The 26,478-nt window shown below is 67.9% G+C and carries 24 protein-coding genes; 7 read left to right on the forward strand and 17 right to left on the reverse strand.

All coding sequences use genetic code 11. The features are described 5' to 3' along the window. Positions 1 to 59: 59 nt before the first annotated feature. From AB4Y79_RS18780 to AB4Y79_RS18790, 3 genes are read right to left on the reverse strand one after another with little or no spacing between them, the layout of a single operon-like run. Entirely contained in the window at positions 60 to 1,064 is a 1,005-nt protein-coding gene (locus AB4Y79_RS18780; RefSeq protein ID WP_441865035.1) for a TAXI family TRAP transporter solute-binding subunit, read from the reverse strand. Then, positions 1,057 to 2,505: a sensor histidine kinase gene (locus AB4Y79_RS18785; protein WP_441865037.1), complete on the reverse strand. Its 1,449-nt coding sequence runs from the start codon at positions 2,503 to 2,505 to the stop codon at positions 1,057 to 1,059. The genes AB4Y79_RS18780 and AB4Y79_RS18785 overlap by 8 nt, the downstream gene beginning before the upstream one ends. Continuing rightward, the gene (locus AB4Y79_RS18790; RefSeq protein ID WP_441865039.1) at positions 2,502 to 3,170 is read right to left on the reverse strand and encodes a response regulator transcription factor; all 669 of its coding nucleotides are present in this window, start codon (positions 3,168 to 3,170) and stop codon (positions 2,502 to 2,504) included. Before AB4Y79_RS18790 ends, AB4Y79_RS18785 begins: the two co-directional genes overlap by 4 nt. 240 nt (positions 3,171 to 3,410) lie before the next feature. Here AB4Y79_RS18790 and AB4Y79_RS18795 point away from each other — a divergent pair, with 240 nt between their 5' ends. Beyond that, on the forward strand, positions 3,411 to 4,805 hold the full coding sequence (locus AB4Y79_RS18795) for an MFS transporter (protein WP_441865041.1): 1,395 nt from the start codon (positions 3,411 to 3,413) through the stop codon (positions 4,803 to 4,805). Here the strand turns inward: AB4Y79_RS18795 and AB4Y79_RS18800 are convergent. Continuing rightward, on the reverse strand, positions 4,802 to 5,023 hold the full coding sequence (locus tag AB4Y79_RS18800; protein WP_441865044.1) for a hypothetical protein: 222 nt from the start codon (positions 5,021 to 5,023) through the stop codon (positions 4,802 to 4,804). The two genes, AB4Y79_RS18795 and AB4Y79_RS18800, sit on opposite strands and share 4 nt — an antisense overlap. Between AB4Y79_RS18800 and AB4Y79_RS18805 the strand changes: the two genes are divergently transcribed. Next, positions 5,012 to 7,171, forward strand: a complete 2,160-nt coding sequence (locus AB4Y79_RS18805) for a pyruvate dehydrogenase (protein ID WP_441865046.1) — start codon at positions 5,012 to 5,014, stop codon at positions 7,169 to 7,171. The two genes, AB4Y79_RS18800 and AB4Y79_RS18805, sit on opposite strands and share 12 nt — an antisense overlap. A gap of 93 nt (positions 7,172 to 7,264) precedes the next feature. Here the strand turns inward: AB4Y79_RS18805 and AB4Y79_RS18810 are convergent, their stop codons facing one another. From AB4Y79_RS18810 to AB4Y79_RS18860, 11 genes are all read right to left on the reverse strand, one after another. Beyond that, complete coding sequence (locus tag AB4Y79_RS18810) at positions 7,265 to 8,122, reverse strand: hydroxymethylpyrimidine/phosphomethylpyrimidine kinase (RefSeq protein ID WP_441865049.1); 858 nt, start codon at positions 8,120 to 8,122, stop codon at positions 7,265 to 7,267. A 97-nt stretch (positions 8,123 to 8,219) separates the two neighbouring features. Next, positions 8,220 to 8,417, reverse strand: a complete 198-nt coding sequence (locus AB4Y79_RS18815) for a hypothetical protein (protein ID WP_441865052.1) — start codon at positions 8,415 to 8,417, stop codon at positions 8,220 to 8,222. Then, the gene (locus AB4Y79_RS18820; protein ID WP_441865055.1) at positions 8,414 to 9,325 is read right to left on the reverse strand and encodes a TIGR01777 family oxidoreductase; all 912 of its coding nucleotides are present in this window, start codon (positions 9,323 to 9,325) and stop codon (positions 8,414 to 8,416) included. Before AB4Y79_RS18820 ends, AB4Y79_RS18815 begins: the two co-directional genes overlap by 4 nt. 26 nt (positions 9,326 to 9,351) lie before the next feature. Beyond that, entirely contained in the window at positions 9,352 to 10,008 is a 657-nt protein-coding gene (locus AB4Y79_RS18825) for a TetR/AcrR family transcriptional regulator (protein WP_441865058.1), read from the reverse strand. A gap of 208 nt (positions 10,009 to 10,216) precedes the next feature. After that, positions 10,217 to 11,155: a type IV toxin-antitoxin system AbiEi family antitoxin domain-containing protein gene (locus tag AB4Y79_RS18830; RefSeq protein ID WP_441865061.1), complete on the reverse strand. Its 939-nt coding sequence runs from the start codon at positions 11,153 to 11,155 to the stop codon at positions 10,217 to 10,219. A gap of 167 nt (positions 11,156 to 11,322) precedes the next feature. Next, positions 11,323 to 12,072: a dienelactone hydrolase family protein gene (locus tag AB4Y79_RS18835; RefSeq protein WP_441865064.1), complete on the reverse strand. Its 750-nt coding sequence runs from the start codon at positions 12,070 to 12,072 to the stop codon at positions 11,323 to 11,325. A 35-nt stretch (positions 12,073 to 12,107) separates the two neighbouring features. Beyond that, the gene (gene tgt / locus AB4Y79_RS18840) at positions 12,108 to 13,394 is read right to left on the reverse strand and encodes a tRNA guanosine(34) transglycosylase Tgt (protein WP_441865067.1); all 1,287 of its coding nucleotides are present in this window, start codon (positions 13,392 to 13,394) and stop codon (positions 12,108 to 12,110) included. A 67-nt stretch (positions 13,395 to 13,461) separates the two neighbouring features. Continuing rightward, on the reverse strand, positions 13,462 to 14,190 hold the full coding sequence (locus AB4Y79_RS18845; protein WP_441865070.1) for an SRPBCC domain-containing protein: 729 nt from the start codon (positions 14,188 to 14,190) through the stop codon (positions 13,462 to 13,464). Between the two features lie 72 nt (positions 14,191 to 14,262). Beyond that, a complete protein-coding gene (locus AB4Y79_RS18850) occupies positions 14,263 to 15,282 on the reverse strand; it encodes a DUF6707 family protein (protein WP_441865077.1) in 1,020 nt (339 codons plus the stop codon). 88 nt (positions 15,283 to 15,370) lie between these two features. Further along, entirely contained in the window at positions 15,371 to 15,910 is a 540-nt protein-coding gene (locus AB4Y79_RS18855) for an NUDIX hydrolase family protein (protein ID WP_018763774.1), read from the reverse strand. A 9-nt stretch (positions 15,911 to 15,919) separates the two neighbouring features. Continuing rightward, positions 15,920 to 16,648 carry a VOC family protein gene (locus tag AB4Y79_RS18860; RefSeq protein ID WP_441865081.1) on the reverse strand — a complete coding sequence of 243 codons (729 nt, stop codon included), beginning with the start codon at positions 16,646 to 16,648 and terminating at the stop codon, positions 15,920 to 15,922. 110 nt (positions 16,649 to 16,758) lie between these two features. Between AB4Y79_RS18860 and AB4Y79_RS18865 the strand changes: the two genes are divergently transcribed. Continuing rightward, positions 16,759 to 17,361: a YdeI/OmpD-associated family protein gene (locus tag AB4Y79_RS18865; protein WP_441865084.1), complete on the forward strand. Its 603-nt coding sequence runs from the start codon at positions 16,759 to 16,761 to the stop codon at positions 17,359 to 17,361. 130 nt (positions 17,362 to 17,491) lie between these two features. Then, on the forward strand, positions 17,492 to 19,120 hold the full coding sequence (locus AB4Y79_RS18870) for a glycoside hydrolase family 32 protein (protein ID WP_441865087.1): 1,629 nt from the start codon (positions 17,492 to 17,494) through the stop codon (positions 19,118 to 19,120). A 43-nt stretch (positions 19,121 to 19,163) separates the two neighbouring features. On the opposite strand, the gene AB4Y79_RS18875 is transcribed toward AB4Y79_RS18870, so the two are convergent. Then, positions 19,164 to 20,375 carry a glycoside hydrolase family 76 protein gene (locus AB4Y79_RS18875; protein ID WP_441865090.1) on the reverse strand — a complete coding sequence of 404 codons (1,212 nt, stop codon included), beginning with the start codon at positions 20,373 to 20,375 and terminating at the stop codon, positions 19,164 to 19,166. A 133-nt stretch (positions 20,376 to 20,508) separates the two neighbouring features. On the opposite strand from AB4Y79_RS18875, the gene AB4Y79_RS18880 reads away from it, so the two are divergent. Further along, the gene (locus AB4Y79_RS18880; protein ID WP_441865093.1) at positions 20,509 to 21,303 is read left to right on the forward strand and encodes an SDR family NAD(P)-dependent oxidoreductase; all 795 of its coding nucleotides are present in this window, start codon (positions 20,509 to 20,511) and stop codon (positions 21,301 to 21,303) included. Next, positions 21,300 to 22,508 carry an acyl-CoA dehydrogenase family protein gene (locus tag AB4Y79_RS18885; RefSeq protein ID WP_441865096.1) on the forward strand — a complete coding sequence of 403 codons (1,209 nt, stop codon included), beginning with the start codon at positions 21,300 to 21,302 and terminating at the stop codon, positions 22,506 to 22,508. Before AB4Y79_RS18880 ends, AB4Y79_RS18885 begins: the two co-directional genes overlap by 4 nt. 34 nt (positions 22,509 to 22,542) lie before the next feature. Here the strand turns inward: AB4Y79_RS18885 and AB4Y79_RS18890 are convergent, their stop codons facing one another. Next, positions 22,543 to 23,373 carry a DUF1684 domain-containing protein gene (locus AB4Y79_RS18890; RefSeq protein WP_441865099.1) on the reverse strand — a complete coding sequence of 277 codons (831 nt, stop codon included), beginning with the start codon at positions 23,371 to 23,373 and terminating at the stop codon, positions 22,543 to 22,545. Between the two features lie 191 nt (positions 23,374 to 23,564). Here AB4Y79_RS18890 and ppc point away from each other — a divergent pair, with 191 nt between their 5' ends. Next, positions 23,565 to 26,372 (forward strand): phosphoenolpyruvate carboxylase, encoded by a 2,808-nt coding sequence (ppc, locus tag AB4Y79_RS18895; protein WP_441865102.1) that lies wholly within the window; start codon positions 23,565 to 23,567, stop codon positions 26,370 to 26,372. Positions 26,373 to 26,478: the final 106 nt, after the last annotated feature.

Below are 26,478 nucleotides of genomic sequence, written 5' to 3' on the forward strand. Positions count from 1 at the left end.
AGCCGCCAAAGGTGAGCGGGCGTTTGGTGATTTGGTGCAGGAAGTGAGCGGGCGTGTGGTCAGCCGTGCAGGGCCCGGTAGGCGTCGGCAGCCGCAGGGTGCAGCGGGACGCCGGCGGTATTGATGAGGCTTTCCGCACTGAGGAACTGCACGCCCAGGCTGGACTGCGGTATGAGCTCACCGGCGTTGTGCACCAGCAGTTGCACAGTCCGCTCCACAGTGGCACCGTCCAGGTCCCTTCGGCACAGGAGCAGGTTGGGAGCTCCCACCGTCCACACCGCCGGAATACCCGGGTAGCTTCCTTCCGGGATCAGGACGCGGTCGTACATGCCCCCGTACCGCCGGCGCAGTTCCGGCAGCAGCCCTGACAGGTCCAGCAGCCCCAATGCCACCTGCTGCTGCGCCGCGGCGATGGCCGCCGTCGGAACGCCCCCGGACCAGAACAAGGCATCGACGGTTCCCGCCTTGAGGGCGGCAAGGCCGTCATTCAAACCCAGATTTTCGACGGCGGCGGTTCCGGCTGCGGGCGCAGCGGCATCTCCCGAGGTGCCCAGGCCGGCCGCCTCGAGGAGCCGCGGAGTGGTCAGCGATGTGCCCGACCCGGGCTGTCCCACGGCAACCCGCCGCGCCGCGAGCCCGGTGAGGTCCCTGATGCCGCTGTCCTTGCGCACCACGCAGTGGACGTAGTTTTCGTAGACCTTGCCGATCGCGGCAATCCCGGCTGCGTCGGCATCCGCGGCCTGGCCTGCAGCGTCCGCCAGGGCCACGGCAAAGGCGGCGCGTCCCGCCTGCAGTTCGGCGATATTGTCCAGGCTTCCGCCGGTGGGCACGGCGTTTGCATGGCGTGCCACCCCGTGGCGCTCCAGCGCAGCCGCCAGGAGCGTAGAGAACTCAAGGTAGAAGCCGCCCGGTTCGCCGCCGGCCACCGTCAGCAGGTCCGGCCGGTCACCTGCAGTACAGGCACTGAGGGCCGGCGGCAGGCAGGCTGCAAGTCCGACGCCGAGGGCCGACTTCAGCACGAGCCGGCGGGAGGGGCCCGTTGCAGCGGAGGAAACGCTAGGCACGGTCGCCACCGCCTGGAATCCGGGGAGGGACCAGGTCCGTGTACACCTGGAACTCGACCCGGGCCGACAACCCGTGCGGGGAGGCGTCGGCCAGTACCAGCCGGCCTCCATTGGCTGCCGCAAGCTCACCCACAATCGTCATGCCCAGCCCGGTTCCGGGAACCGAGGCATGGCGTGGCGACCGCCAAAACCTGGTGGCAGCAGAGGCGCGCTCGGCTGCGGAAAGGCCCGGGCCGTCGTCGGACACTTCCACCACCACCGCGTCCCCTTCCACCCGCACCGCGGCGGTCACTGTGGCCCCGGGCGCATACTTGAAGGCGTTGCCCAGAAGTTCGTCCAGCATCTGTGCCAGCTCGGCCGCCCGGCACGCTATCAGAGCCGCCGGATGGGGTGCGGGCGCGAGCACCAGCCGGCACCCCGCCTGGTCCGCCAGCGGGGCCACCCGTTCCATTTCGCCTTGGAGGACGGGGAACGGGTCGATGGGCGGGGCGCCGTCGTGTTCCTCCGGCCTGCCGGCAATCCGGAGGGAACCCTCGGAGGCCCGGTGCTCGGCAGCGGCAAGCTTCAAAACCCCGTCAAGGATCTCCTCCACCCGCTCCAGCTCCGCCATAGCCCGTTCGGCGGCGTCGTGCTCGCGGGCGGTCTTCAGCTCAAGCTGGAGCAGGTCCAGCCGCAGCCGGAGCGCGCCCACGGGGTTGCGCAGCTGGTGGGATGTGTCTGCGATCAGCTGCCGTTGTGCTTCCATGCTGGCGCTCACGGTCCGGGCCATCGCAGTGAACGAGCGGCTGAGCTCCCGCAGTTCCGGGGGACCTTCCTCCGGCAGCTGTTCGGTGCGCCCGGTCTGCTCCAGCTCGTGCACCGCCGAATCGAGCCGAAGGACGGGCCGCAGCACCCACCCGGTGACCCTGGCCGCCCCCACCAGGAGCACGGCTGCCAGCGCGAGGGCGGCAACGCCGACGCCGAGCCAGCGCTGCTGGAGCTTCTGCCGGGCCGTATCTGCATGGACGTCCAGGACCACGGCGCCCAGCACCTGACTGGCACTCCCGAACGGCCGGAAAATGACGTGGGAACCTGAACCGAATGGCTCCAGCGGTTCCAGGGATGTGTTGCTCACGTTCAGCCGGGCCAGGGACAATGCGTCCTGCACGTCGGACCGGCCGGCGTCCAGGCCACCCGAACGCAGGGTGTCTTGCTGGACGCGGACCACAATCCCCTCGTCATACAGCCCGGAATAGGTGTCCATTTCCCGCTGCAGGCGCACGGTGTCGCCGTCACCGGCGGCATCAAAAGCCACCTGGGCCAGGCGGTTCAGGGATGCTGCCCTGTTGATTTGCAGCTCCTGGGTCAGCTCCCGGGAGGCGGAGGTCAGGATGGTGCCCGAAATCAGGAAAACCACCACCAGGCACAGCACGCTGAGGACGCCCAGGACCCGCAGCCTCATGGCTCAGCCGCCTCCACGCGGTAGCCCACGCCGCGGACATTGATGATGAAACCGGGCTTTTGAAGTTTTGCCCGCAACCCGGTGAGGTGCACATCCAGGGACCGGGACGAGGCCAGGAAGGCGTCCCCCCACAAAGCATCGAGGATCTGTTCCCTGGTGACCACCGAGCCTGCATGGCGTGCCAGCAGCGCCAGGAGTTCAAACTCCGTGGCGGTCAGGGCAAGAGGCTGTCCGGCTTTGGAAGCGCTGCGACGGGCAAGATCGATTTCTACGTCGTCAAGCACAATGACCTCCTGCGGCGTCCCGCGCCTGCGTCCGGCACGCCGGGTCACAGCCTCGATCCGGGCCAGCAGCTCCACCAGCTTGACCGGCTTGACCAGGTAGTCGTCCGCGCCGGAGCGGAGGCCGAGCACCACGCTGCGCTCGTCGTCGCGCGCGGTCAAAATCAGGATGGGGACGTCGGTGATCTGCCGGAGCTTCCGCAGCACCTCCAGGCCGTCCATGTCCGGAAGCCCCAGGTCCAGCAGTATCACCTGGAATTTCCGGTGCGAGAGCAGCGCGTCAGCGCCCCGGGACAGCCGCTGCGGGTGGTGCCCGGCGCTTTCGACGGCGGCTGTGAGCGCGCCGGCCATGGCGTCGTCATCCTCGACGATCAGCACGTCCATGGCCATCTTCCTTGCCGCGTTTCCTGTGGTTGCCGGTTCATCCCCGCCCCGTGAGACTACCGCGTGGCGGAGCAATTTGCGCGACGGCGGAGGTCCGGCAGGAGGGGAGCGGGCCACCGGCGAATCCTAAGGAAGTGTTAGGAAAGTCCGTTCCGCGTTGGTTGTGCGGTGGATCACCCATACCGTGAGTTAGGTCCTCCGCCGCAGGAGGCCGAGGTTACTACCAGGAGGAACTCACCGATGAGCACCCAACAAGCCGCGCCCCAATCGGAGGCAGCCCAGACCCGCCGGGCGGTGGGCAACATCCTGAAGGGCTCCGCGGGCAACCTCGTGGAATGGTACGACGTCTACATCTACACGGCGTTCCTGGCGTACTTCCAGCCCCACTTCTTCAACTCCAAGGACCCGCTGCAGGGCGCACTGGAAGGCATGGCGGTCTTTGCCGTCACGTTCCTGATGCGTCCCATCGGCAGCTGGTTCTTTGGCAGGTTCGCCGACCGCAAAGGCAGGAAGGCGGCACTGACGCTGAGCGTGACGATGATGTCCGCGGGCTCATTCTTCATCGCCATCCTGCCCACCAAGGATGTCATCGGCGTCTGGGCGCTTGTCCTCCTGGTGCTGGCGCGCCTGGTCCAGGGCTTCTCGGTGGGCGGCGAATACGGCACCAGCGCCACCTACATGTCCGAGGCGGCCACCGCCAGGCGGCGCGGCTTCTTCTCCAGCTTCCAGTACGTCACCCTGATCGGCGGACAGATGCTGGCACTGCTGGTGCTGGTGGTCCTGCAGAACGTCCTGGACAAGAACGCCCTCACCGAGTGGGGCTGGCGCATCCCGTTCGCCATTGGCGGCGTTGCGGCCCTGGTGGTGATGTGGCTGCGGCGTTCCATGGAGGAAACCGTCTCTGCCAGCCAGGTGGAGGCCGCCGCCAAGGCCAAGGCGTCCGGTGAAGCCCAGCCCGGAACCCTGAAACTGCTCTTTACCAAGCACTGGAAGGCGCTGCTGGTCTGCATCGGCGTGACCCTGGGCGGTACCGTAGCGTTCTACACCTACACGAACTTCATCCTCAGCTTCATGAACACCACCAGCGGGATCGCCAAGGAAACCACCTCCGTCATCAACTTCTGGGCACTGTTCATCTTCATGCTCCTGCAGCCGGTCTACGGCATTGTCTCCGACAAGATCGGCCGCAAGCCCCTGCTGCTCTGGTTCGGCATCACCGGTGTGCTGTTCACCTGGCCGCTGATGTCCGCGCTCGCCGGGACGAAGGACCCCTTCGTGGCCTTCATGCTGATGATGGGCGGCCTGCTGATCGTGGGCGGCTACACCTCCATCAACGCACTGGTGAAAGCCGAACTGTTCCCTGCTTCCATCCGCGCCCTCGGCGTCGGCCTGGGCTACGCGATCGCCAACTCCCTCTTTGGCGGCACGGTTCCGCTGATCGGCGCCGCGCTGCAGAAGGCGGGGCAGGTTGAGCTCCTCTTCACGTACGTCACCGTGGCGATCGGCATCTCCCTGCTGGTCTACATCTTCGCCCTGAAGAACAAGAAGACCACCCACCTCGACGACGAGCAGGGCCACGCCTGGGAAACTTCCAAGGCGGCCGACGGCGAAGAACGGGTGGGTGCCGGACGCTAGCTTCCGGCGCTGGTGCTGCGCCGCCGGGCCAGCCGGCCGTGGGCGGCGAAGAGGCGGGGCAGCACCACGTAGACGGCGGTGGGCACCACCAGGGTCAGGGCCATCGCCCGGAAGACAGGGTGCCAGTTTTCCATCAGGGGAGCGGCGGCCATCATGCCCACGGCCACCAGGGGAAAAATGGCCAGCCAGGTGATGGCAGCCCGGACGTGGATCGACACCGCAGCGGGTGCCGCCGCCGGTGCCGCGGACCGGGGAGCCGTGAACGACACACCACGGACGGCGTCCTGCCACGGCTCCTGTTCTGGGAAGGCCTGGAGCGGGGCGGCGAAACCGTCAGCCGCGCCACCCGCTCGGACCACTGCACCGTCAAGGTGGCACAGGTCCTGGATGTCCTGCCCGGAATTGACCGCGCGGATGCCGCGGACCTCCTGATCACCGTCATCACCCTGTGCGACGGCTGGCCTGTCCTGCCACAGGTCGATACCCTCCTGGCGGGCAACGGTGCTGACCGCACCACCCGGCGTCGTGCATTCATTGTGCGGACCGCCACCCTGCTCGCCGGGGCGGACTATATTGGGCGAGTGTCAACACCACCACAAACGCGGGAGTCTGCACCCATGGCCAAGGAACTTGCGAACCAGCTCATCGAACAACTCCAAGCTGCCGGCGTGCAGCGGATCTACGGGATTGTGGGGGACAGCCTCAATCCGATCGTTGACGCCGTCCGACAGACTGGAGGCGCGGCCAAGGGCGGCATCGACTGGATCCACGTCCGCCATGAGGAAGCGGCCGCCTTTGCCGCGGCCGCCGAGGCCCAGCTCACCGGGAAGCTTGCCGTCTGCGCGGGGTCCTGCGGGCCCGGCAACCTGCACCTGATCAACGGCCTCTACGACGCCAACCGGTCCGGCGCGCCCGTGCTGGCCATCGCCTCGCATATCCCCAGCAAACAGATCGGCAGCAGCTTCTTCCAGGAAACCCATCCGGACCGGATCTTCAACGAATGCTCGGTGTACTCGGAACTGGTCAGCACCGCCGAGCAGGCGCCCCGCGTCATGCACAGCGCCATCCAGCACGCCGTGGGTCTTGGAGGAGTCGCGGTGGTCACGCTGCCCGGTGACATTGCCGGGCTGGAAGCTACCGCACCCACGCCACTGCCTGCCGCGTTCCGTCCGGCCAGCCTGGTGCCGGACCCCGCCAGCGTCCAGGCGCTCGCGGACGCCATCAACGAGGCCGGCAAGGTGGCCATCTTCGCGGGCGCCGGCGTGGAGGGCGCGCACGCAGAGCTGATGGCGCTCGCCGAGCTGGCCAAGGCGCCGGTGGGACACTCCCTGCGGGGCAAGGATTTTGTCCAGTACGACAATCCGTTCGACATCGGGATGACCGGCCTGCTGGGTTACGGCGCCGCGGCCGAGGGGATCGAGGACGCCGACCTGTTGATCCTGCTGGGTACTGACTTCCCGTACGACCAGTTCCTGCCGGACACCAGGACTGCCCAGGTGGACCGGGCAGCACAGCGGTTGGGCCGCCGCACCGACGTCGACATCGCCGTCCACGGCGACGTTCTCCCCACCCTGCGCGCGCTGCTGCCGCTGGTGACGGCCAAGAAGAGCCGCCGCTTCCTGGACCAGATGCTCAAGAAGCACGACCGGCTGATGAACAAAGCTGTGGGCGCGTACACCCGCAAAGTGGAGAAGAAGCAGCCCATCCACCCGGAGTACGCGGCCTCCCTGTTGGACCAGGTGGCGGCAGAGAATGCGATCTTCACCGCGGACACCGGCATGTGCAACGTCTGGACCGCCCGCTACATCAACCCGCTGGGCACCCGGCGCCTGATCGGGTCCTTCCTGCACGGTTCCATGGCTAACGCCCTCCCGCACGCTATCGGGGCGCAACTGGCAAACCCCGGCCGCCAAGTCATCTCGGTTTCCGGCGACGGCGGCCTTTCCATGCTGCTGGGTGAGCTCATCACGCTGGCCGCCTACAAACTGCCGGTCAATGTGGTGGTGTTCAACAACTCCACCCTGGGCATGGTCAAGCTCGAAATGCTGGTGGATGGGCTGCCGGACTTCGGCGTGGACGTGCCGGACGCCAACTACGCCGCCGTGTCCAAGGCCTTGGGCTTCCACGCCGTGCGCGTGACCGATCCAGCGCAGATCGAGGCGGCATACCGGGAGGCCTTCGCGCACCCCGGCCCCTCCCTGGTGGAGCTGATCACCGATCCGAAGGCGCTGTCCATCCCGCCCAAGATCTCCGGGTCGCAGGTGCTGGGGTTCGCCACCGCCATGTCCAAGGTGGTGCTGAACCGGGGAGCGGGCGAAGCCGTCAGCATGGCCCGCAGCAACCTGCGCAACATCCCCCGGCGGTAGGCACACGTCGAGTTCGCCGGAAACTGCCGGGTTCGCCGCAAAATCCCGGCGATCTCGAGGGTTTCCGGCGAACCAGGCGCGGGGAGAAAGGTTCTAGTGGGGGCCGCCCTGCCAGAGCGCGTCGAATGGGGCGCCTGAGGCGACGCGGTTGCGGATGCCGGCGGTAACGAACTCCTTGGCAGTCCGGGCAGCCTCCAGCGGGCTGGCGCCCTTGGCCAGTTCCGCGGTCACGGCGGCGGCGAGCGAGCAGCCGGCACCGGAGACGGCAACCTCGCCCACCTTCGGGGCGGTGAGGACTTCCAGGGTCTCACCGTCGTAGAAGACGTCGACGGCGTTCGGGCCCTCCAGCCGCACCCCGCCCTTGGCCAAGACCGCCGCGCCGCTGAGTTCGTGGATTCGGACGGCGGCGGCCTTGAGGGATTCAACGTCAGTGATTTCCAGGCCGGAGAGCGATTCCGCCTCGAAGTGGTTGGGCGTGACGAATGTGGCCAGCGGCAGGATCTGCGCTTTCAGGGCCTGATCCGTGTCCAGCGCGTGGCCGGGCTCCTGGCCCTTGCAGATCAGCACCGGGTCCAGGACAACGTTGGCGAAGCTGTTCTCCTGCAAGGCACCGGCCACCGTGCTGATCGTGGCCGGGCTGCCCAGCATGCCGATTTTCACAGTGTCCAAGGCCGAAGGCGCGCCCGACGCCGGGCCGTACGCCGCCGTCGTCGCCTCCAGTTGGTCAGCGATCACCTGCTGGTCCACCGGCACGAAGCGGTGGTTCCAGCTGTCCTTCGGGTCGAAAGAGACGATGCAGGTGAGGGTGGCGATGCCGAAGACCCCCAGCTCCTGGAACGTCTTCAGGTCAGCCTGTGCGCCGGCACCGCCGGTTGCCTCGGAGCCTGCGATAGTGAGGACGACGGCGGGACCGTTCGCGGACAGCGTTGCATCAGGGGTAGCGGAAGTCATGCCACCATCCTGCCACCCGCCGTCGGGCGCTTTCCATGTGGTGCCGTACAGGGCGCCGGGACGCCGTATGGTCATGGTTCCAGCGGCTCAGGGGCTGTCAGCGCCGCGGGCTGCGGGCCGGCCGCGTCGTGAACGGTGACAAGTCCCGCCACCGCCGCCCGCCCAAGGGCAGCGCGGAGAGTGTTCCGAAGAGATAGGCGGGGAAGCCCAGGGGGAATCCGAAGACTATGACGGCGAGGGCCGCGCCGGGCAGGAATGCCCCTGGTCCAAAGGTGACGCGGAGCGGGCGGTTCACGGCCGGGACCGGGCGATCTGCAGCAAGGCCTGCCCTAGCTCCGGCTGGCTGTAGACGAAGCCCGCGTCGAGCAGTTTCTGCGGCTGTACCCACCGGCTCTTCAGGACGAGCTCGGTCTCCGTGCGGATCAGGACAGCGCCTGCCCGGAGGAGCCATGCCGGAGTGGGTATGCCGAAGCGCGCGCCATAGGCCCGGCGCACCAGGCGCATCATCTCACGGTTGCTCACCACGTCCGGCGAGGCCACATTAACGGGCCCGGCGATGCCGGTCCGCGCGTGCAGGAAGCGGATGCTGCGGTACAGGTCCTCCACGTGGACCCAGCTGAACTTCTGCCGGCCATCACCCATGTGGCCGCCGAGCCCCAGCCGTGCCAGATTGGCGAACGGAGCCAGTGCACCGCCGCCGCGGCCCAGCACGATGGCGATCCGCAGGGGGATTTTCCGGGTTCCCGGCGTGACCGCCGCCTCGAGGGCGGCTTCCCAGGCCTTGGCCACGTCCACCGAGAATCCTGTGCCCAGATCGCCGTCAGCCTCGGACTGGGGACGGTCGCGGGCATCGCGGTAGATGGTTCCGGTGCTGGCGTTCAGCCAGGTCGACGGCGGCTCCTGGCACTGCGCGATGGCCCGGCCGAGTGCCTTGGTGGTGGCCACCCGCGAGTCCATGATCACCGCCTTGTTCCGCTCGCTGTAACGGCACGAGACGGAGCGTCCGGCGAGGTTCACCACCAGTCCGGCGCCGTTGAGCACCCGGGCCATGCCGGCGTCGTCTTCCCATGCTGCCGCGGAACTGCCGGATCCCTTGCGCCCTATGGTCCGCACCGTCCAGCCGTCCTCCTGGAAACGCCGGCGCAGGTGGGTGCCAATGAAGCCCGAAGCGCCTGCCAGTACCACTGTCCTTGTGCTGTGCATCTTTTCCCCCAATGGTTGTTGTCTTTCTAACCGCGGATGCTGCGGCTCAGGTCGAGGACGTCGTCGAGCACCTTGCTGACTCCCGGGATGCGGGCAAGTGCCAGTCCGCGGGCCACCAGTGGGGCCGCTCCGTCCACCAGTTTCCTGGTCCGCCGCTGGCCTTCGGAGGTGTCGTAGACCCAGAACAGGGTGATGCCCATGTAACAGAGCCAGAGCAGTTCCGGCAGGTCGCCCCGCAGCTTCTTCGGCACGGCGGGGCGGGCCCCGGCTACCGTGTTCCTGAAGATATCCAGGGATGCCTCCCGGGCGGGGGTTGAGCCCGCGGAGAACGGGTCTACCGGTGATGTTGGCCTGATGGCGGTGGCCACGAAGTCCGCACCGAAGCGGTGGTACGGGGCCATGACGTCGAGGCCGGCATGCAGCGTGGCCTTCAGGCGGTCAGCCAGGGAAGCGGTCCCGTCCAGCGCTTCGGAGGCCAGAGCGGCGTGCTCGGCCTGCACCTGGATGTACAACTCGTGGACAAGATCGTCCTTGGACGCGAAGTAGTAGTAGGCATTTCCCACGGACACGCCGGCCTCCGAAGCGATGCCCCGCATGGTTGTCTTTTCGAAGCCGATCTCACGGAACATGCGCAGGGCGGCCGCGGCCACCTTCTGCCTGGTCTGTTCGCTCTTGACAGCCATGCTGTGTCCCCAATTCTTGAACGTGTTCAAAAGCAGTGTGGCATAAAACTGAACGTGTTCAAAGCGTGCCTGGGAGCCTATACCCTCTGTGGTCCGGCACCCGCTCGGTTACGGCCGCCTCCTGCCGCACGCCGGAAGGATGCCAGATCGCCGGAAAGAACCGGCGATCTCGACCCTTTCCGGCGATTTCGCGCACCGGCCGGGGTGGCTACCGCTGGAGCGCAGCGAGGATGCGGGCTTTGAATTCGTGTTCGCGGAAAAGGTCAGCCCATGTCATGCGCACAAAGGTCCAACCGTTCTCGGTGAGGGCCTTCTCGCGCTGCCGCTCCTGAAACAGGACCTCGGCCGTCGGCTTGTAGTCGAAGTACTTCGTTTTCCCGTCGAATTCGAGGGCCACCTTCTTCTCCTTCCAGGCGAAATCCAGCCGGTACCGGCCAGCACGCGTAGCCACCGCGACCTGGGGCTCGGGCAGCGGAAGTTTCAGCCGCACCAGGAGTTCGCGGGTAAGTGTCTCACCGGCTGATTCCGACCGTGGATCTGCGTGAGCGAGCGCGAGCCGGAGGGTCCGGATGCCGCGGCGCCCCTGCAGGCCGTCAGCCATGCTTTCCATGAGGGCTTTGTCAGCACCGAGCCGGAGCGCGTGGTCCATCAGTACCAGCGCCCGCCGGTAACCCAGCATCATGGCGCAATCCACCACCGTCCGCTCCAGCGAGGTCACCCTGAGGCCGCCGAGGGTTATCACCTCCGACGCTGTCCACGGCCGGGTATGGCCCCGGACGTCCTTGCCGAGCCGCTCGCTGGAAGGGTTCCCTGGCAGCAGTAGGTGGATGACGTCATCGACTGCCCACAGATACAAACAGTGCAGCCGGGCCGCCGAGGTATGGCTGTAGACGTAGCCGCCCGCTGAGGTGGTTAGCGTCCCGTGCGCATGGGCGCGAATCAACTGCTTGCTGCGGACGGGACTTGTCTGCCTCTCCCACAGCTCAGCGCGGATGTAGCAGCCGTGCCGGAGACGAACCAGCTTCCCGTGGAGGACCAAGGCCTTGATGGCCCGGGAATTGAGCCCCCTCTCGTGCAATTGCTCCGTGCGCCACAGGTTGCCGGTGGTCGGAAGGGAGGGGAGGCGGACTGGCGGTTGTTGTGTCATTCCGACAGGATCCTGCCGCCGCCGCAGCTCCGAAAGGCGCCGCCGTCGTCATGTGGAAAACATGCCAACGCCGTCCTGCCTGCCGGGATCGCCGGAACCCGTCCGGCTCGCCGTAACGTTCCGGCGACCGGGCAGCTTTGCGGCGAGTTCGACGGCGGACCGCCGGCTCAGGCCTTGAGCGTCCCGTCCAGCAATGCCCTCAGCTCCCGGAAATGCCGTTCTGTTGCCTCGGGGTGGAAGACGGAGGTGTCCGCCATGGTGTAGCCGTGCGGCGCTCCGGCATAGATTTCGTTGGCAGCCTGCAGGCCTGCGTCCCGGAGCGCTTCGCCCAGACGGGCGACCGCGTCGGGGGCCATGCTCCGGTCGTTGTCGGCGTGCCCGAACACGAAGCGGGCCCGTGCGTTGCCGAGGCCCAGGTGCGGGCTGTCCGGCGCCTCAGTGGCCAGTCCGCCGCCGTGGAAGCCGCCGCAGGCCGCCACCACCTCAGGGTGCGCGGTGGCGGTACGGACAGCGAGTCGCGCGCCCATGCAGTAGCCGGTGGTCCCGATGGGGCCGGGGGCGACGTCGTCAAGCGCGGCCAGCGCGGCAACCCACGCATCGATGTCCGCCAGTGCCTTGTCCGGCGTCAAGTGGCCGACCCGCGGAAACGCTGCCTTGCCGGCCGCTTCCCGGCCTTCCTGGGTGGACATGTCAACGGCCGGGGCGAGCTGGTCCACGGTTCCGTCGCGGTAGAACACGTTTGGCGCCAGCACCACGTATCCCCAGTCGGCGATGCGCTGGGCCATCTCCTCGATGCGGGGGCGCAGGCCAAAGGCGTCCATGTAGAGGATCACGCCGGGGAACGGGCCCGTTCCCGTGGACGGGCGGGCGACAATGGCTTCGGCAGGGCCTGCTGGGGCCTGGATCTCGATGAGCATTTGGTCAGGATAGCGGAGGCAACCGGGAGCAACGCTCAGGCGTAGTACCGGCCCAGCGTTTCTGCCTTGAAGTCGAAAAACGTGCCGCTTTCGATGGCCAGCCGGGCATCGTCCACCATCTTCACCACGAACCGCTCATTGTGGATGGAGATCAGGGTGGCGGATACCATCTCCTTGGCCTTGAACAGGTGGTGGATGTACGCCCGCGAATAGTTGGCGCAGGCGTAGCAGTCGCAGCCCTCCTGCAGGGGACCGAAATCGCGTTTGTACTTGGCTCCCGAAAGGTTAAACCGGCCGTAAGGGGTGTAAAAGGCCGAGTTCCGGGCCACGCGTGTGGGGGAGACGCAGTCGAAGGTGTCGGCGCCGTTTTCGATGGCGGTGAAGATATCATCCGGCTCGGAGATCCCCAGCAGGTGGCGCGGCTTGTCCTCCGGCAGTTCCTCGTTGCACCAGCGGACAATCGTGCCCAGGTTCTCCTTCTCCAGGGCCCCGCCGATCCCGAAGCCGTCGAAGGGCATGGCACCGAGGTCCCGGCACGCCTTCCGGCGCAGGTCCTCGTACTGCGCCCCCTGGATCACGCCGAACAATGCCTGGTACGGCTTCCCGGTCCGCGCCCCAGTCAGGCGGAAATGCTCTTCGAGGCACCTCACGGCCCACAGCCGCGTGCGTTCGAGGGATTCCTCCTGATAGCGCCGGGAGTTCTGCAGCGTGGTGAGCTCATCGAAGGCGAACATGATGTCCGCGCCGATTTGGTGCTGGACCTGCATGGAGATCTCGGGGGAGAAGCGGTGCCGGTCCCCGTTCAGGTGGCTCTTGAACCAGACACCGTCGTCATCGATGTGCGCCAAGCGCTCCTTGCCGGGCGCCACGGCATCGTCAGGTCCGGAAGCGTCCACGGACTTCATGTCGATGACCTTCTTGAACCCGGAACCCAGGCTCATCACCTGGAACCCGCCCGAGTCCGTAAACGTGGGGCCGGACCAGTTCATGAAGGCGCCCAGGCCGCCGGCCTCGTCCAGGATGTCCGGGCCCGGCTGAAGGTACAGGTGGTAGGCGTTGGCCAGCAGGGCCTGCGCACCCAGGCCCGCCATGGATTCCGGGAGGACGGCCTTGACCGTTGCCTTGGTGCCGACGGCGATGAACGCCGGCGTCTGGATCGCGCCGTGCGGGGTGGTGATGGTGCCGGTGCGGCCCAGGAACGCGCCGCCGTTTTCCTCAACCTGGCCTGCCGACGGCGGGCACGCCTCCGCCAGGCGCGTCCCCACGGTGAAGGAGAACTGTGATCGGGTTTCAGGCAGGGCGAAGGAAGTGTTGGCAGGCACCGTACCAGTCTGCCAGCAAACATAACGACGCCGGCAAACGTGCCGGCGCAGGGTCAACCCCCAGGCGTCAGCTGGCGGGCTCCGATTCGGGATAGTTCGCGGACCGCCAGGACTCCCAGGCGGAACGGACAGCGTCGAGCGCTCCGGCCCCGAGGTCGTAGGTGGAAACCACCACCATCGAACCATCGCCCTCTGCGCGGACGTCCTTGATGGCAGGATGGTCGGCCACCACCAGCAGCCCTTCGCCGTGCTCGGCGTAACCGTGCACGGTGAGGCCCACCTGGTGGCTGGTCCGGTACCAGACCTTGCCGCTGATGTCCTCGCCGGTATCCAGGGTGACCTGATAGGGCTCGCCCGGGGCCGGGAGGTCCGCCAGCCCGAGTTTTTCGATGGCTGAACCCTTCCCATCGGTCAGGTGCAGGAACAGGGTGTGCCGCTTGCCGTGCGGGTGGCGTTCCAGGGCGAAACGGAGCTGCTGAAGGTACGTCAGCCACCCTTGGGTGATGTCCTCGTCCCAGGCCGCCCACTCGGAATCGTGGTCCAGTGCCCCGCGGGTGATGCTGACCCGGGTACCTTCCGGCACAGGGTGGAGTTCGAACGTGTCCCCGCCGTGCACGGTGAGGCTGGTGTGGTCCGCGGATTCCTGTTCGTCGCCGGAGAAGTAGATCTGCTTGATCTCGGACTCCAGGTCCTCGGCCTGCCAGCCGTGCCACTGGGCCACCTTGGACGGTTCACGCAGCATGGTCCAGACCTGCGGCGCGTCGGCGTTGATCACTACGCTGAGATTGTTCGTCATAGCCCCGAATGTACAACTCCGGCTAGGCCCCGGGTAGGGGGAATTTTTACCACCTGAGAGGTGCCGCGGGCGTCAGGCGCGGACGGCCTCCAGCTCGTTGCTGATGCGCCGTTCAAGTTCTGTCATGCCGATGGTTTCCGAGCCGCCATGGGCGCGCAGGAACAGCAGGGACTCCAGTCGCAGGAGCCGCCATTCGCGTTCGGCGTCGTGGTTGGAGTTGTCGATGGAGCGGAAGATTTCCTTGTCGTACAGGTTGGGCTCGTTGAGCGAGCGCTGCCGCACCTTGGCGGCCATCCGGGCCTTGAACGCATCCGTTTCCTGGTTTTCCGGGGTGCGGATCAGTTTCTCGTAGACCTCTGCGCGCTTGTCCTGGCCGTCTTGCCGGCAAATGTAGCTGGCCAGTGCCAGGGATGCTTCCACCGAGGACCACCGCCCCGGGTTTCCGTCGTACGGCAGCACGGTGAGCAGGTCCGCGACGGACAGGGCGCCGTCAGCGTCCTTGAGCGTGACGAAGAGTTCGTGCGCGAGGTCGCTGAGGTCCTTCAGGCAGCTGCCGGATTTGAAGTTGACCCCTTTGGAGAGCCGGTCGGCCAGGAGCAGGACGCCCTCCGCGTCGGGGTGCGCTTCCGCCGCGGCTTCCACCACGGATTCGGGCGTGCCGTCCGGTGCGGGGATGAGCGCGAGTTCTTCCTCGCCGGGCCCGTTCACGGCCGGCGGCGTTGGCGGCAGCGGGGGGAGGACGACGGCGGGCGCCACCGCAAGGGGGCCCGTCCCGGCGGCCGGCTGCTCCGGCGCGGTCCCGGCCTCCATCAGGGGTGCTGCCTCCGGAAGGTCCGCCGGCAGCGGAAGCTGCGTGACGTCGTCGTGCGCGCCGTCCACCACGGTGACCATGGTGCCGATGGCCACCCGCAGGGTGCCGCCGCCGGAGAGGCTGGCCAGTACCAGGGCAGGGGAGCCGAAGTCGTCGTGCTCGAGCTCCACCTGGTCGATTTCGGCGGTGCGCCGGCCGTCGGGGAGGAGGATGTGGTTGCCGGTGGTCAGAGATCCAGCCTGCTGTTCACGGTGGTGCCTGGCGGCTGGTGTTTCGGTCATGGGAGTCCTTAAGTTCTCTTGCGGTCCGCCCTACAGTCTACAAAGGCGGGCGCCTAAAACCGGGGACCCCCACGTCCCGGCGGGGGTGTCAGAAGCCCACGCCTGCGAACGCCAGGGCCTGCCTGATGAGGCCGCCGCGGCCGCCCGAAAACTCCATCTGGACGCCGGGGCTGAGGACTTCTTCCGGGGTCATCCAGGTCAGTTCCAGCGCGTCCTGGCGGGGCTCGCACTCGCCCGTGACCGGGATGATGTAGGCCAGCGATACGGCGTGTTGCCGCTCGTCGGTAAACCCGGTCTGGGACGGTGCCGGGAAGTACTCGGCCACCGTGAACGGCACCGGGCTGAGGGGCAGCTGGGGGAAGGCGAGCGGGCCCAGGTCCTTTTCCATGTGCCGCAGCAGCGCGGCGCGGATGGTTTCGCGGTAGATGACCCGGCCGGATACCAGGGACCGCACCATGGTCCCGTCGGCGTCCGCCTGCAGCAGCGTTCCCACCTCGTTGACGTAGCCCAGCGGATCCAGCCTGACCGGGACTGCCTCCACGTACACCATGGGCAACCGCCCGCGCGCCTCAAAGAGGTCTTCTTCGGAGAGCCAGCCGGGATTCGGGTCAGGTGTGCGCACGTTCATGGTTAAGTTCTACCCCATGGGGCGCCGCTCCGAGATCCAGACGGTGGCGGGCGCGTTGGGGCCGGCCGCGTCCGGATTGGCCACGTGGAGGGTACTTCCGAAGGCCTCCTCGGTGAGGCCGGCGGCGATCCCGGCGGCCGCGAGGCGCTCGCGCAACGGTTCCAGCGGGCCGCCGTACTCGAAGCCCAGGCCGGAGCGGGACGGCCCGGACGCCGCCCGCACCAGCAGGACGCCGCCGTTCTTGGCCGTGAAGTCGGCGGTTTCGTCGGCATCGGGCACGGGCCGTGGCCGTGCCCCGATATGCAGCATGGTGCGCACTGCGGCCTCCGGATCTGCGGTGTACCAGACGGCGGCGACGGCCAGGGCGGGATCGGCGTCGGCGCACTGGGCGCCGTGGGCGGCCTTGTCCGCCAGGAAGCTGAAGCCGTCCGGCGCGCTGATGCGGCAGGCTTCGCCGTGGTCGGCGGTGACCAGCTCGGCCGGCGCGGTTGCCTCGTCCTGCGCCGAAGCGTTGGTGCGGCGGGCGAATTCGGCGACGTCGCCCACCTCCACCGCAAACACGGTGCGGCCGTCCCGCTCCGATCCGGCCTCGGCGGCGTGCAGCGCCAGGCGCCCGGACGCCGAATCGAAGACCTGCCACCTGTCGTCGTCCTCTGTCCTCACCATCCCCAGGATGGTGAGGAGCTGCTCCCAGGACTCGGTGCGGGAGGTGAAATGGACAGGGCGGACTCGGAGCATGGCATTGTCCTTGGTGCTGGGTGGGTGTGCTGCTGTATGGCCATGATGCCACGTGATTCCCCGCTGCACAGCGGGCTTGTGGCAGGGCTTTTTCCGGGCAGAATTAGGCCATGGCCGATGACCTCGAGGAACTGCTGGTGCCCGACTCCGCCGCCTGGCGCACCTGGCTGGAAGAGAACCACAAGACCAGCCCGGGCGTCTGGCTGGTGCTGCACAAGAAGGGCGGCACGGTGACCGCCCTTGACTACCCGGCGGCCCTGGATGAGGCGCTGTGCTTTGGCTGGATCGACGGGCAGCTCCGGCGGCGGGATGGTGAAAGCTCCTTCCAGCGGATGACGCCGCGGCGTCCGCGCAGCATCTGGTCGGCCCGGAACGTGGGGCATATCGCCCGGCTGGAGGACGCGGGAAAAATGACCGACGCCGGTAGGGCGGCAGTTGCCGCGGCCAAGGCGGACGGCCGGTGGGAAGCGGCCTACGGCGGGCAGGCCGACGTGGAGGTTCCCCCTGACCTGGCGGCAGCGATCGCCGCGAACCCGGCCGCGCAGGAGATGTTCGATGTCCTGACCAAGACCAACCTGTTCTCCATGGTGTACCGGACCAACTCCGCCAAGCAGGCAGCCACCCGGGAACGCAGGATCGCGGGATTCGTGGACATGCTGGCACGGGGCGAGACGCCGTATCCGCAAAAGAAGCGCCCTGCTGGCCGGGACTAGCGCCGGCCGCATGACGCATCGGATTCGGTTCCGGACGGCCCGCCGGGTAAAATTGACGGTTCACTTGCGCTGGTGCCGTTCCCCATCCCGGGGGACGGCACTTGTGCGTTCAGCGACGGATCGATGAACCATGCTCCCCAAAATTTATGCCGCCCTTCGACACCGGCCCCTTCTGTGGGCAGCCGCGGCCGTTGCCGTGCTCCTGGTGGCGGGGTCCCTGGTGATCGCCGGGAACACCCGGACGGTCGAAGGACAGCCCGGCGGGGCAGCATCCACGGCACCTTCAGGCACACAGGCGCCCCCGGCTGACCTGGGCGGATACCGGCCGGCCTACCACCTCACCCCGGACCAGCGCTGGATGAACGATCCGCAGCGCCCCTTCTTCCTGGACGGGCTCTGGCACTACTACTACCTCTACAACGCCGACTATCCGGAGGGGAACGGCACCGAGTGGTTCCACGCCACCAGCAGCGATCTGGTGCACTGGAAGAACGAGGGCGTGGCGATCCCCAAGTTCCGTAACGGCCTGGGGGATATCGAGACCGGCTCCGCCGTAGTGGACACAGAGGGCACCGCAGGCTTTGGCAAGGGGGCGGTCATCGCGGTGCTCACCCAGCAGCACGACGGCGTGCAGCGCCAGTCCCTGTTCTATTCCACGGACAAGGGCTACAGCTTCCAGAGCTACGGACAGAACCCGGTGATGGAAAACCCCGGCGCCGAACATTGGCGGGACCCCCGCATTGTCCGCGACGACGCCAACAACCAGTGGCTGATGCTTCTTGCCGAGGGCTCCAAGATCGGGTTCTATACCTCCCCGGACCTCAAACAGTGGACCTACGTGTCCGGATTCGAGCAGGACGGGCTGGGAATCCTGGAGTGCCCGGACTTCTTCCAAATGGACCTCGACGGCGACCCCGCCAAACGCACCTGGGTCCTGGCCGCGAGCGCCAACGGTTCAGGGGAGGGCCGCACCACCGGCCTGGCCTACTGGACCGGCGGTTTCGACGGCAAGGCCTTTACGGCGAACGGCGGCCACCAGTGGCTCGACGGCGGGGCCGACTTCTACGCGGCGGTCACCTGGGATGATCCACGCCGCAGCGATGACCAGCGGAAGGCATCCCGGCACGCCATCGGCTGGATGAACAACTGGGCCTACGCCCGTCAGTTGCCCACCGACGGCTGGTTCGGGGCCGCTTCGGTGGTTCGCGATGTCCGGCTCACCTCCGAAACCGGCCGCCCGGCCCTGCTGCAATCGCCCAACCCCGCGCTCCAGTCCCTGGATGGGGCGCCTGCCCAGGTGCCCGCCGGCTCGCTGCAGGCCGGCCGGACCCTGACCATCCCGGACAGCGGAGCATTCAAGGCCGACGTCGAGCTGGAAAAGCCCGCGGACGGCACCGGGAAAGCCACCCTGCTCCTGCAAAGCGGCGGCACCACCTACGCCACCATCGGCTACGACTTCGCCGCCGGCCGGGCCTTCGTCACCCGGGACGGGGACGCCATGGGCGGCGGCCAGGGCAAGGCGGCCTCCGAAGGCAGCGGCGAGTACCGCCAGGCCCGCTCGGTGGAGGCACGCCCGGCCGGCGGGACCGTGCAGCTGACCGCGTACGTGGACCGGTCCTCGGTGGAGGTCTTCGTGGACGGACAGTCCCTGACGTCCCTGGTTTTCCCGCCTGCAGGTCCGAAAGAGGCCCGGCTCACGGCCGACGCGCCCCTGACGCTCAAGGCGGGCACGGTCACGCCGCTGGCCGGCATCCGCTGAGCGCCGCGCCCACCGGCCAGTGGACCGCCTGCCAGGGGTCCGGCTAGGAAAGCGCCGGAGGGACGGCGGCGGGGTCGGCAGACATCACCGCGGCCGCCGCCTCCAGGGCCATCCAGGCCTGCAGCTGGGTGGCGAGCTCCACCGGGGCGCCCGGCGGATAGGTCCGGCCCGCGGGTTGGGCAGCGTGCACGGAGAAAATGCTCCTGCCCTCCGACGTTACGGTGGCTTCACCGGCGTGCACCGGGCGCCGGCCCGACCAGAACGCCCCGGCCGTGTCCAGCACCAGCGCAGCAGCCGTGGCGCGGGTGGCCTCGGGAAGCCGGCCGTCTGCCGCCGCAAGCGCGAGGTACCGGCAGAGGATCCCGGTGAAGAGGCCGCCGTCGCCCGTCCCCTCACAGCGCAGCACTGTGCCCGCGGCAGTCCCGCCTCCGCCTGCCGGGACCGTCAGCAACCGCCGCACCGAATCCACCACCGCAGCAGCCCGGGCGAGGTTGGCGTCACCACCCAGCTCCAGCAGGGCACCCAGCACAGGGCCCTGGTTGTAGGTGTACAGCGACCGTTCCACCAGCACGTCCCCGGCGGGGCCCGGCCGCGCACCATCAAGGTAGAGGCCTTGGCCCGGATCGAAGAGGGTGGCGTCCAGCCAGTCCAGCAGCGCCTGGGCCTTGGCCCGCTGACCGGTGCGGGCATAGAACAGCGCCACTGGAGCCGTGGCCGGGGTGTTCTTGAAGTCACGCTTCTTGCTCCAGAACGTCCCGCCGCCCAAATCGTCAGTGCACGCGGCATCGAACTGTGGCGTCAGCGAGGCTCGTACCCGGGCATTGCGCCGGCGGCCCGGGCGGCGCGTCTCTTCGGCCAGCCTGTCCAGCCGAAGGGCCGCCAGGGCCAGCCACGCCATGTCGTCGTAGTAGCTGTTCACGAACGTCAGGGCATTGCGGAGCCTCATGCCGGTCACCAGTCGCGAGGCCAGGTGCCCTGCGCTGGGCTGGTCCGGCCCGTTGAACCGCGCCGCGGGGGTCGCTCCGCCGCCAAGCTCCCGCAGGCCGGTGTCCACCAGGCAGTCCACGTAATGCGCCTGCCACCAGTAGTGCCACGGGAGCAGCAGCCAGGCCTGGCGCCTGCCCTGCCACACCACGGCAGCAAGATGGGTTCCGGGCAGGAACAACAATTTCCGGCCGAACAGCCCGGTCACGGAGCGGGCTGCGTGGTCCGCCCTGTCCTGCCAGGCGGTCAAAGGCGTGCTGCTGGAGATCATGCCGTCCACCCTAGTGGCGGCACCGGAGCCCGGCCGGCAGGGTGAGTGCGGCGGCGCCGTATTTCAGTTAACATTCATTAACTGTTGCTCGAGGCCGCGCCGCGTCCGGGGGCACACGCATCAAGGAGGATGTATGGACATCAAAGGCAGCGTTGCCCTGGTAACGGGCGGTGCCTCCGGGTTGGGAGCGGCCACCGCGCGCAGGTTGTTCGACGACGGCGCCTCCGTGGTGCTCCTGGATCTGGCTTCTTCGGACGGCCAGGCGGCGGCAGAGGAACTCAACGGCCGCGCCCAGGCGGGCCAGTCCGCCGTCTTCGCCGCCGCCGACGTGACCAGCGACGCCGAGGTGCGGGCCGCCGTCGCAACAGCCGCCGGGCTGGGCCCGCTGCGGATCGTGGTGAACTGCGCGGGAATTGCTACCCCCGGAAAGGTCCTGGGCCGCGACGGCGTCCTGCCGCTGGAAGCATTCAGCCGCGTCATCCAGGTCAACCTGGTCGGCACCTTCAACGTGCTGCGGCTGGCGGCCGAGGCCATGGTGGACACCGAACCCGTCGCCACCCCGGTGGGCGGCCCCGAGCGCGGCGTCATCATCAACACAGCGTCAGTGGCGGCCTTCGAAGGGCAGATCGGCCAGCCTGCCTACTCTGCCTCCAAGGGCGCGGTGGCCGCCATGACGCTGCCTATCGCCCGGGAACTGGCGCGCTCGCTGGTCCGGGTGGTCACCATTGCCCCCGGCATCTTCGAGACGCCCATGATGGCCGGCCTGCCGCAGGAAGCCCAGGACTCCTTGGGCGCCCAGGTACCGCACCCGTCCCGGCTGGGAAAGCCGGCGGAATACGCCAACCTGGTGGCGCACATCGTGGACAACGCCATGCTGAACGGGGAGACCATCCGCCTGGACGGCGCCATCCGGATGGGGCCGCGATGAGCGCCCCGGACATCACGGACCTGCCGGCGGCGGACTTCTTCGCCGTCGAATCCATGCTGGGCCAGGCCGAGCGGAACAAGCTGGCTGAGCTGCGGGACTTCCTGGCAGCCGAAGTGGCGCCGTACGCCGCCGACTGGTGGAACAAAGCCGAGTTCCCTGCCCACATCCTCCCCAGGCTGGCCGCCCTGGAACTCAGCACGCCGGCGCACCGCGGCTACAGCCACCTGTTCGCCGGACTGGTCATCGCGGAAATGACCCGCGTGGATACGTCCCTGGCCACGTTCTTCCTGGTCCACCACGACCTGTTCGTCGAGTCCCTGCACGCCTTCGGTACGCCGGACCAGAAGCGCCGGCTGCTGGCCGACGCCTCGGACCTGCGGATCACCGGCGCCTTCGCCCTCACCGAACCCCTGCACGGATCCGACGTCGCCGGCGGCATGGAGACACGCGCCCGGCGGATATCGTCCGGCACCGGAGAAGCGGACGACGCCGGCGACACCTGGGTGCTCAACGGCGCCAAACGCTGGATCGGCAACGGGACGTTCTGCGACTACATGCTGGTCTGGGCGCGTGACGAAGCCGACGGCTCGGTCCAGGGCTTCATCGTGGACGCGTCGCTGCCGGGCGTCAGCCGGAGCAGGATCGAAAACAAGATCGCGCTGCGGACCGTCCAGAACGCGGACATCGTGTTCCGTGACGTCCGGGTACCGGAAACGGACCGCTTCGGCGGCATCAGCAGCTTCGAAGACACCAAGGAGCTGCTGCGCAGCTCGCGGATCATGGTGGCCTGGCAGACGGTGGGCCAGCAACTGGCGGCGTTCGATGTGGCCCGGCAGTACGCCGTGGAGCGGCACCAGTTCGGCCGGCCGCTGGCACACTTCCAGCTGATCCAGCAACAGCTGGTGACCATGCTCGGCAACACCGTGGCCAGCATGGGAATGATGGCCGGGATCGCCAGGCTCCAGGACCAGGGCGCCGCCGGCATGCCGCAGGTGGCGCTGGCCAAGTCCTACCTCAGCGCCCGGATGCGCGAAACCGTGGCGCTGGGCCGGTCCATCCTGGGCGGGAACGGCATTGTCACCGACTACCGCATGGCCAAGATCTTCGCCGACGCCGAGGCCATCTACACCTACGAGGGCTCCTTCGAGGTCAACACCCTGATCGTGGGCCGGGCCATCACCGGGGTATCGGCCTTCGGCGGTTGAGCCAGTCCCCGGTGGTTGAGCCTGTCGAAACCGGTCACCCGCCCGGGTAGGGCTGCTTCTCGCCGGCCTCCACGCGGATGTCCAGGCTGTTGTTCTTCACCGGCATCGGGCAGGTGCCGTAAGGCGTGAAGGCGCTCGGGTAGTTGATGGCACGGTTGAAGTCCAGCACCACGGAGCCGTCCGGGCGGGGCCGGGGCAGCGAGAGCTTCCGCCAGTCGTCCGTGGTGTCGCCGTTCGTTTCGTCGTGGAAGGTGACGGTCAGGGCGCCGAGTTTCTCCTCTTCGGCCTGGAGCCGGAACTCGTGGCTGCTGCCGGGGAGGCCGAAGACCACCTCACCCACGCTGCGGTGCACGCCGTCCACCAGCGGATTTGCGGTGCCGATCGGCACGTCCACCGGCTCCGGGTAGGGCACGAACCGGCCCGTTACTTCCCATTCCTGGTTGTAGGGATAGATGGGCACGGCATCGAAATCCGTCAACACCGGCGAGGCCGAGTCCCGGGTGCGGATCGCGTACCGCCCGCCGCGCATGGCCAGTTCCACCACCACCTGATCCCCGGCCGCCCCGCCGAACTGCACCCACATCAGGGACTCCTCGTCCGCGAGGACGGCGGACACGGTGCCGTCCACCTTTTCCCCCGTCTCCACCAGCGTCAGCCCGTCCGCCGGGACCGCGGTGAGGACCGCCGTCGTGCCTGTGCCGTCAGTGGACCACAGGCCCGGGGCGAGGTCGACGGCGGCGGGTGAGTTCTCGAGCCACTGGAAGGAGGTGAGGGTGAGCCAGCCGTGCGGGGCTGCCAGCGCGTTGTCCCGGTTGGTGCGGAAGCGCTGCCAGCGCTCGACTTTGGCTGCGGTGGTGGTGGACATGGTTCCTTCCGGTTGCGTATGCCCACGCTACAACCACCCGTATTTCGCGTTCATTCCGCCCGGGCTGACATCTTTTGAGACAGATTCCACTGCGGCGCCGCACCGGGGGTAGCATCTTTAGCTAGTAACGTGGCTCACAGTATCCAGCGCAGTGTACGAGCCAAGTCCGAAACCCTCGAAAGATAGCTTCCATGGCTCACACTGCAACACCTCCCGAATCCGACCTCGCCTCCGAACTGCGCGCAGACGTCCGGCGCGTTTCCACCCTGCTGGGAGAATCCCTGGTCCGCCAGCACGGGCCCGAACTCCTGAACCTCGTGGAACAGGTCCGGCTACTGACCAAAGAATCCAAGGAAGCCGCACGTGGCGGTGCGGACGCCACCGGCCCCTGGAGCGCGCACGACGTCGTCGCCCAGGTCCGCGAGCTGCTCGGCTCCCTGCCCATCGAGCAGGCAACCGACCTGGTGCGTGCCTTCGCGTTCTACTTCCACCTGGCCAACGCCGCCGAACAGGTCCACCGGGTCCGCGGCCTGCGCAACCGTGCGGAAAAGGACGGTTGGCTGGCCAAGACCGTGGCTGACATCGCCGCGCAGGCGGGCCCGGACGTCCTGCAGGAGGTAGTCAACGGGCTGGACGTCCGCCCGATCTTCACCGCGCACCCCACCGAAGCTTCCCGCCGCTCGGTCCTGGACAAGATCCGCAAGATCTCCGACGTGCTGTCCCGGTCCACCGCAGAGGGGTCCACGGCGCGGCGCCGGCAGGACCGGCAGCTGGCCGAGATCATCGACCAGATGTGGCAGACCGACGAGCTGCGCCAGGTCCGGCCCACGCCCGTGGATGAGGCCCGCAACGCCATCTACTACCTGGGCGGCATCCTCACCGACGCCATGCCGCACATGCTGTCCGAACTCGCCGACCTCCTGGGCGAGCACGGCGTCAGCCTGGCGGCCAAGGACGCGCCCATCCGGTTCGGTTCCTGGATCGGCGGTGACCGCGACGGCAACCCGAACGTCACCGCAGCCGTGACTCGGGAGATCCTGCAGATCCAGAACCAGAGCGCCATCCGGATCAGCATCGGCATGATCGATGAACTGATCTCCGTCCTGTCCAACTCCACGGCCCTGGCAGGTGCCGACCAGGCGCTCCTCGACTCAATCGACACGGACCTGAAGAACCTGCCCGGCCTGGACAAGCGGGTCCTTGAACTGAATGCGCAGGAGCCCTACCGGCTGAAGCTCACCTGCATCAAGGCCAAGCTCATCAACACCGGCAAGCGGGTGGCCGTGAACTCCAACCACGAGCACGGGCGTGACTACAACGCTACCGATGAACTCATGGCGGACCTGCACCTGCTGGAACTCTCGCTGCGGAACCACTCCGCAGCCCTGGCCGCAGACGGCTCGCTGGCCCGGGTGCGCCGCGCCATCGCGTCCTTCGGACTCCACTTGGCCACCCTGGACATCCGCGAACACGCCGACCACCACCACGACGCCGTCGGGCAGCTGATGGACCGGATCGGCGGCCCCGGCCTCCGCTACGCGGAGCTCAGCCGCGAGGAGCGCTTCGAGGTGTTGGGCTCCGAGTTGGCGTCCCGCCGTCCGCTGTCCGGCCACCCGATCAAGCTCGACGGCGCCGCGGACGGCACGTATGACGTCTTCCGTGAGATCCGCCGGGCCCTGCGCATGTACGGCCCGGACGTCATCGAAACCTACATCATCTCCATGACCCGCGGCGCCGACGACGTCCTCGCCGCCGCGGTGCTGGCCCGCGAAGCCGGATTGGTGAACCTCTTCGGTGACAAGCCCTACGCCAAGCTCGGGTTCGCGCCGCTGCTGGAAACGGTGGAGGAACTGCGGGCCTCAGCCGAGATCGTCGACCAGCTGCTGTCCGATCCCTCCTACCGGGAACTGGTGCGGCTGCGCGGCGACGTCCAGGAGGTGATGCTGGGCTACTCGGATTCCAACAAGGAATCCGGCGTGATGACCAGCCAGTGGGAAATCCACAAGACCCAGCGCAAGCTGCGCGATATCGCCGCCAAGCACGGCGTGCGCGTCCGCCTGTTCCACGGCCGCGGCGGTTCCGTGGGCCGCGGCGGAGGGCCCACGTATGACGCCATCCTGGCCCAGCCCAACGGCGTCCTGGAAGGCGAGATCAAGTTCACGGAGCAGGGCGAGGTCATCTCGGACAAGTACTCGCTGCCGGAGCTTGCCCGGGAGAACCTGGAGCTCTCGCTGGCCGCGGTGCTGCAGGGTTCGGCCCTGCACCGCAACCCCCGGACCTCGGAGGATCAGCGGGAGCGTTACGGACACGTCATGGAAGCCATCTCGGATGCCGCGTTTGACCGGTACCGGAAGCTGATCGACCACCCGGACCTGCCCGCGTACTTCATGGCGTCCACCCCGGTGGAGCAGCTCGGCTCGCTCAACATCGGCTCCCGCCCGTCCAAGCGTCCGGATTCGGGTGCAGGGCTCGGCGGACTGCGGGCCATCCCGTGGGTGTTCGGCTGGACGCAGTCGCGGCAGATCGTGCCCGGCTGGTTCGGCGTGGGTTCCGGGCTCAAGGCCGCCCGGGAGGCCGGACACTCCGCCCAGCTGGTGGAGATGATGGACCACTGGAACTTTTTCCGGTCCGTGTTGTCCAACGTGGAGATGACCCTCGCCAAGACGGACATGGACATCGCCGGCTACTACGTGTCCACCCTGGTCCCGGAGGAACTGCACCACCTGTTCCGCACCATCCGGGCGGAGTACGAGCTCACGGTGGCCGAGGTCCGCAGGCTCACCGGGGAGAACCTGCTCCTGGACGCCCAGCCCACGCTGAAACGTTCCCTGGAGATCCGCGACCAGTACCTGGATCCCATCAGCTACCTGCAGGTGGAACTGATGCGCCGAATCCGGACCGAGGCGGAAATCAGCGGAGCCGAGATCGACGAGCGCCTCCAGCGGGCCATGCTCATCACCGTCAACGGTGTTGCCGCAGGCCTCCGCAACACCGGCTAGAAACGCCCGCTCACCTTTGGCGGCTTTTCCTGCGACGCCCGCTCACTCTTCTGAAGAGAGTGAGCGGGGGTCGCAGGAAAAGCTGCCGGATGTGAGCGGGGGTTTG

It is taken from the genome of Pseudarthrobacter sp. YAF2 (genome assembly GCF_052113345.1).
Taxonomy (GTDB): Bacteria; Actinomycetota; Actinomycetes; order Actinomycetales; family Micrococcaceae; genus Arthrobacter.